This is a genomic window from Mucilaginibacter sp. P4_E8, assembly GCF_056401495.1.
On sequence record NZ_JBFUJG010000190.1, the window covers coordinates 1 to 7,701 of the forward strand.

At 40.4% G+C, this 7,701-nt stretch carries 4 protein-coding genes; 1 reads left to right on the forward strand and 3 read right to left on the reverse strand.

Annotated features, from left to right (window positions below; translation table 11 throughout):
* Positions 1 to 434 (reverse strand): FAD-dependent oxidoreductase (locus AC1DRQ_RS28170; protein WP_477428946.1); only part of this gene is annotated, 434 nt, incomplete at its 3' end.
* Between the two features lie 371 nt (positions 435 to 805).
* Here AC1DRQ_RS28170 and AC1DRQ_RS28175 point away from each other — a divergent pair.
* Complete coding sequence (locus AC1DRQ_RS28175) at positions 806 to 4,165, forward strand: TonB-dependent receptor (protein ID WP_477428948.1); 3,360 nt, start codon at positions 806 to 808, stop codon at positions 4,163 to 4,165.
* Positions 4,166 to 4,248: 83 nt separating this feature from the next.
* On the opposite strand, the gene AC1DRQ_RS28180 is transcribed toward AC1DRQ_RS28175, so the two are convergent.
* Together AC1DRQ_RS28180 and AC1DRQ_RS28185 are read right to left on the reverse strand one after the other, a co-directional pair.
* Positions 4,249 to 5,427 (reverse strand): AIR synthase related protein, encoded by a 1,179-nt coding sequence (locus AC1DRQ_RS28180; RefSeq protein ID WP_477428950.1) that lies wholly within the window; start codon positions 5,425 to 5,427, stop codon positions 4,249 to 4,251.
* 183 nt (positions 5,428 to 5,610) lie between these two features.
* The coding region (locus AC1DRQ_RS28185) for a glutamine synthetase III family protein (protein ID WP_477428952.1) at positions 5,611 to 7,701 on the reverse strand (2,091 nt) is incomplete at its 5' end.

Genomic DNA, 7,701 nt, shown 5'->3' on the forward strand with positions numbered 1-7,701 from the left:
CGTGAGCGGCCACCGGTAGCCAAAATAATATGTTTAGCCGTAATTTCTTTGGTTGAGCCATCATTGCCTTTTATTTCAACAACGCCTTTTGATTTTAATTTACCAAAACCAACTACTACATCGATCTTGTTTTTCTTCATTAAAAACTGAACGCCTTTGCTCATACCATCGGCTACGCCGCGGCTTCTTTTTATAACGCTTTCAAAATTAACCTCGCCTGTTGCAGTTACACCATAATCAGCAGCGTGATTAAGATATTCAAACACCTGGGCGCTTTTTAATAAGGCTTTGGTAGGGATACAGCCCCAGTTAAGGCAAATACCACCTAATGATTCTTTTTCAATAATGGCAGTTTTTAAACCGAGCTGGGAAGCGCGGATAGCTGCTACATAACCACCCGGGCCTGATCCTATAACAATTAAATCGTAGTCCATATTCTTAATGATATACTTTTAAAATTTAAAAATTTTGTTTTGTATGGATTAAAGCTACCATGTGTTGTACAAACACATGGGTTAATTTTAATGGCCCAAAGCTAAGTAAAAGGGGCGAAATGAGAAAATGGAACATGTGCATAGGCACCATATGATATATTATTTACAATAATATGCCATTCATTCAATGAAGTTCTGGTTAAATTGTAAATATCATATTAAATCTACCTGTTTACTTCCTTTGTGAGTTATTATTATTATGAAATGTTGAAAAATATATAATAATTGTTAACATTAATTTAATATTGACAATCAGCCTATTAGTTATCTTTGCGGCTAATCAACTTAAAGTATAATTAAAAAAGCAATTTATGAGGAAGCCTTTACTTCTTTTATTATTATTAACCGGTTTTATGTTCCTGATTAACAGGAATGCCAGCGCGCAGGGTGTTACAACCGCCAGCGTGAATGGTATCGTTGCTGATGCCAAGGGCGCGATCCCGGGCGCAACGGTAACTATTACGCATTTACCTACAGGTACAGTATACTCAACCGTTAGCCGTGCCGATGGCCGCTATAACATTCCTAACTTAAGGGTAGGTGGTCCGTACACCTTTAAAGTGAGCTTTATTGGTTACAAGAATTTTGTTCAGGAAGGTATTGTYTTATCAATAGGTCAGGATCAAAAGATCAATACCAAGCTTGAGGACAATACAACTTCATTAAGTGAAGTAGTAATAACCGGTTCACAGGGTAAGGTGATCAATTCATCACGTACCGGCGCGCGCGAAACTATTAACCGCCAACAAATTGAATCATTACCTACAGTTAACCGCTCGTTATCTGACTTTACTAAATTAACCCCATCAGCTAACGGATTGGCGTTTGGTGGCCGCAGCAGTAACTTTAATAACATTACTGTTGATGGTGCCTTATTTAACAATTCGTTTGGTTTATCAGGTACTTTAGGTGGTCAAACCAGTTCACAGCCAATTTCATTAGATGCGATTGATCAGATACAGGTTGATATTGCTCCTTATGACGTGCGTCAGGGTAACTTTACTGGTGCTGGTGTTAATACTGTGGTAAAATCAGGTACAAACGAAGTTAAAGGTACAGTTTACTATTATGGTCGTGGTACCAGGTTAACCGGTTATCATGCAGGTACCACCAATGTTCAGGTTACTCCTTTTGATTACCATACCAATGGTGCAAGCATAGGCGGGCCCATCATTAAGAATAAATTATTCTTATTTGTATCAGGCGAGCAGGAAAGAATAAGCCAGCCACCTGCGGCGGTATATGTTGCAGGTGGCCCCGGTTTAAGCGGCGCTAACGTTTCAAATGTTCAGGCCAGCRCATTGGATGCTATTAAAGCTAAACTTGCTACTCCGGCATTTGGTAGCTATGATCCCGGCGCTTATCAAGATTATGTTTACAGAACTTCAAGTGATAAAATAACTGTAAAACTGGACTGGAATATTGACAAAAACAATACTTTAAGTGCTAAATATTTTTATTTAAAATCATTTAGAGATCAACCCGCAAGTAATTCAGGTATCAGTAATAGTAATGGTATTACCGCTGTTGGATATGGTACAACCCGTGCACCAGGTCCAAATACCTTACCTTTCTATGGTTCAGGTTACACCATCAACAATAACTTTAATATTGGTATTGTGGAGTTGGCCACCCGTTTTAGCAACTCTTTGTCAAACAAGTTAACAGTTGGGTACTCTGCATTAAGAGATTACCGCGCTTTTTTGGGTAATGGTTCATTACCTATGGTTGATATTGGTAACGGCACCAGTGCTGCTGATGGTACTGTAATTACAGCCGCATCTGCAACTGCAACCAGTTTTGGTTCTGAGCTTTACACCGCTAATAACTTATTAAATACCAACATCTGGCAATTTGCTGATGATCTTACCTGGTATGCCGGTAAACACGAGATTACTTTTGGTACAAGTAACCAGATACAAAGCTATACTAATGGTTTTGCTCCTACTTATAATGGTTTATATACTTATAACTCTGCATCTGATTTTATTAATGGCAATCCGGCTGCTGCTTACACCTTACGTTACTCTGCAGTAGGTGATTCATTCCCGTTTGCTAAAATAAAAGCTTCCATTTACAGCGTTTATGTACAGGATAAATTCCATGTTACAGATAATTTCAGGTTAACCTATGGTTTAAGGGCTGATTATGATGCTTTCCCTACGTCATTGGCTCCAAATGCCAATGCTGCGAATTTAACTTTCCAGGGAGGTACTCATGTTGATGTTTCTAAACTACCTAAAAACAGGGTGCAGCTTTCGCCTCGTGTAGGTTTTAACTGGGATGTTAATGGCGATCAGTCGACTCAGATACGCGGTGGTTCCGGATTATTTACCGGTTCTGTGCCATTTGTTTGGATATCTAACCAGGCTTCAAACAATGGTTTATTATTTGGTTCATATACTATTGTAAAAGGTGCTGCTGCTAACACGCCTGCACAAAACGGACAGCTAGTGTTTAACCCCAATGTTGATGCAAATCGTCCCAAAAATGGTGCTGCAAGTACCTCTTATGAGCTTGATGTAGCTGATCCGAATTTGAAATATCCAAAAATATGGAGAACTAACCTTGCTATTGACCAAAGATTGCCTGGTGGTATTATAGGTACCATTGAAGGTGCTTATACTAAAGACATTAACGCTATCTATCATCAAAACTTAGTGCTTTCTAATGGTTTTACCACATTTGAAGGTCCGGAAGGTCAGATACGTTATGACAATAAAAATACTACTACTGCAACTGCAACTAATCCTACGACAACTACAAACCCTTTTATTAATGGTTTGTATTACATGAAAAATACCAGTAAAGGATTCTCTTATTTTATAACCGGTCAATTACAAAAGAGTTTTTCAAACGGTTTTGCTGCCAGCGTAGCTTACACCTATACAAAATCTAAAGATGTAAATGATGGTGGTTCAACTGCAAGTACTATCTGGAGTAGCAGATATGTTGCCGGCAACCCTAATGGCGATAATCTTTCAAATAGCTCATATGTACAGCCTAACCGTATAATTGCAACTGTATCATACCGCAAACAATATGCTAAAAACCTGGCATCAACTGTGGGTTTAATATTTGAAGCTGCCAATAACGGAGCGGTATCATACATTACTGCTAATGACCCTAACGGCGATGGTGCTACTAATGACCTGATGTACATTCCTAAAAACATAAATGACATCACATTGGTGCCAAATGGAGCTACAGATACTCGTACCCCAGCACAGTTGTGGAACCAGTTAAATAACTTTATTAACCAGGATTCATATCTTAGCCAGCACAGAGGTCAGTTTGCTAAAAGAAATGCTGTAATATTGCCTACTTATAAAAGAGTTGACCTGCACTTTGCTCAGGACTTCTTTATTAAAACCGGCAAAGTGAAAAATACATTAGAAGTTACTTTTGATGTTATTAACTTTACTAACTTGTTAAACCGCAACTGGGGTTTACAACAAGTTTCATATAGCGGGTTCAATAATGGTGCAACAACAGTGTTAAGGTACATTGGCTCAGTACCAGGATCAACACCTGGTTCTACAAAAGCAACATATACTTTCCCTTATCTTGATGCAACTAACCAAATACCTGTTACTAACTCATTCAAAACAGATATCAGTCAGTTTTCACGTTTCCAGGCTCAGATTGGTGTTAGATACATATTTAACTAATATCTCTGCTGAAACAATACAAACAAAAAGACCCGGCCAATTTGGCAGGGTCTTTTTGTTTTATAAATGAAAAAGGTAATTTATCAATATTCAAATACCCCAAATTCCGACTTCACAGTTACTTTCTTAGTTTCGGCTTTTTCAACACGGCCAATAATCTGCGCATCAACACCAAAGCTTTTTGATATCGCTATCAGGTCGGCAGCAATTTCCTGGGGCACATAAAGCTCCATACGGTGCCCCATATTAAATACCTTATACATTTCCTGCCAGCTGGTTTTTGATTCCTGCTGTATCAGTTTAAACAGGGGAGGAACCGGAAAAAGGTTATCCTTAATAATATGCAGTTCGTCAATAAAATGCAGCACCTTGGTTTGCGCGCCGCCGCTGCAATGCACCATGCCATGTACCTGGTTGCGATAGCCATCCAATATGGTTTTAATGATGGGGGCGTAGGTACGGGTGGCACTTAATACCAGCTTGCCGGCTGTTACGGTTTGTCCGTTGCCAATATCAATCAGGTCGGTAAGATTTTTACTGCCGCTGAATATCAATTCATAAGGGATGGCCGCGTCATAGCTTTCGGGATATTTATTGGCTATGGTTTTATTAAACACATCATGACGGGCGGATGTTAAGCCGTTTGAGCCCATACCACCATTGTATTCGGTTTCGTAATTGGCTTGCCCGTAGGATGCTAAACCAACTATTACATCGCCGGGTTGAATACGGTGATTAGATATTACATCATCGCGTTTCATACGGCAGGTAACGGTGGAGTCGACTATAATGGTGCGTACCAAGTCGCCAACATCGGCGGTTTCGCCACCAGTAGAGTAGATGCCGATGCCTGCGTCACGCAGTTCGCTTAGTATTTCTTCCGTACCATTTATAATAGCTGCAATAACTTCGCCGGGTATCAGGTTTTTGTTACGGCCAATGGTTGATGACAGCAGGATATTATCGGTTGCGCCTACACAAAGCAGGTCGTYAAGGTTCATGATAATGGCGTCCTGGGCTATGCCGCGCCATACTGAAATGTCACCGGTTTCTTTCCAGTAAGTATAAGCCAATGACGATTTTGTACCAGCTCCGTCGGCGTGCATAATATTACAGTATGATGCATCTCCTGTTAAAATATCAGGCACTATTTTGCAAAAAGCCTTCGGGAAAATGCCTTTATCTATGTTTTTTATTGCATTATGTACATCATCTTTTGATGCAGATACGCCACGTTGATCATAACGTTGTGAAGAAACCATGGGGCAAAACTAACTATTTTAACACTAATTACACGAATTTAGGCGAATTACACGAATGTCTGTGCTGAGTATCAGTGTCGGCGCATTTATTCAGATCAAACAAAAAATAAGGGGAGCCGGTATTAACCGGCTCCCCTTGATGGGTTCGTGAAATTCGCAGCAATTAGTGCTATTTGTGAAAGATTATTTTATAAACAACAGCTCTCTGAATTTTGGCAGTGGCCATAAAGTATCATCAACCAATTGTTCCAGCTTGTCAACATGGTAACGGATAGGTTGGAAGAATGATTTCACTTTTTCGTCATAATCAATAGCACGCTGGCGTATATCATCAATAGCATTGGCCTTTTTGCGCTCATCAACCATTTGCTCAACGTTTGATTTGATGAAGTTAATGTGCTCAGCTAATTTACTAATAATGTCAAGCTGTGCAGCATAGGTAGTATTGTCCAGACCGATATCTTTTAAGCCCTTAACGTTTTCAATTAGTTTGGTTTGATAGCCTATAGCTGCCGGAATGATCACGTTCATTACCAGTTCGCCAATAACGCGGGCTTCTATCTGTAGCTTTTTATAAAAGCTATCCAATAAAATTTCATGACGGGCATGGGCCTCACGCGGACTAAATACACCGGTTTCTGCAAAAAGGATATCTGATTTTTCTGATAGTAAGGCATCAAGCGCTTTTGGGGTTGTTTTAATATTAGGCAAACCTCTTTCTGCGGCTTCTTTTTCCCACTCCTCACTATAGCCATTACCTTCAAAACGGATGTTTTTTGATTCCTTGATGTATTTTTTAATAACTATTAATAAAGCAAGGTCCTTTTTTTCGCCCTTCTTGATCAGTTTATCAACATCATATTTGAATTTTTTAAGCTGATCAGCTACGATCATGTTCAATATGGTCATAGGGCTTGCTGAATTTGCCGATGAGCCCACTGCCCGCAATTCAAATTTGTTACCGGTAAACGCAAAAGGCGATGTACGGTTACGATCTGTATTATCAGGTAAAATTTGCGGTATCTTAGGGATGCCCTGCCATAACAGGTTATCTTCCTTAATTTTTTTGCTGATCCTGGAAGTTTCGATCTCATCAAGTACATCATTTAGCTGGCTGCCCAAAAAGATAGAGATGATGGCAGGAGGCGCCTCGTTGGCTCCTAAGCGATGATCATTGTTCACAGAAGCAATAGATGCCCTTAAGAGGTCGGCATGCTCGTAGACCGCTTTAATGGTGTTAACAAAAAAGGTAAGGAACATGAGGTTGTTCTTAGGCGTTTTGCCAGGCGATAACAGGTTTTTGCCTGTATTGGTGATCAGCGACCAGTTATTGTGCTTGCCTGAGCCATTGATGCCTGCATAAGGTTTTTCGTGTAGTAATACTTTAAAATTATGTCTGCGGGCAACCCTGTCCATCAGGTCCATTAACAATTGGTTGTGGTCAATAGCCAGATTTATTTCTTCATAAATAGGAGCGCACTCAAATTGCGATGGCGCGACTTCATTATGGCGTGTTTTTAGTGGGATACCTAATAATAAGGCTTCAGTTTCCATATCCTGCATGTACGCGTACACACGTTCAGGTATCGACCCAAAATAATGATCTTCCAATTGCTGGTTTTTGGCAGATATATGGCCAAAAAGTGTACGCCCGGTTAAGTATAGATCAGGACGTGCATTAAACAGGGCAATATCAACCAGGAAATACTCCTGCTCAATACCTAATGATGCGTTTACTTTTTCAATGCCTTTATCAAAATAATGACAAACATCAACCGCAGCCTTGTCCAACACGTTAAGGGCTTTTAATAATGGTACCTTATAATCAAGCGCCTCGCCGGTGTACGAAACAAACACCGTTGGGATACATAAGGTACGTGCCATTAAAAATGCAGGCGAGGAAGGATCCCACGCGGTATAGCCACGAGCCTCAAAAGTATTACGTATGCCCCCGCTTGGGAAGCTTGAAGCATCAGGCTCCTGTTGTGATAAGGCATCGCCCGAAAAACGCTCAATCGCGCCTCCATCTGCAGTAGGTTCAAAAAAGGCATCATGTTTTTCGGCCGTTGTGCCGRTAAGCGGCTGAAACCAGTGCGTATAATGAGTTGCGCCTTTACCCAAGGCCCACGATTTCATGGCTGAGGCAATTTGCTCGGCCAGGTCACGAGGAATTGGTTCCCCCTTTTCAATTGAATTGATGATTCCCTGGTAAGCCTCAGAGGAAAGGTATTCCTTCATTTTCTTTTTATCGAAAACATTGGCGCCAAAGTAATC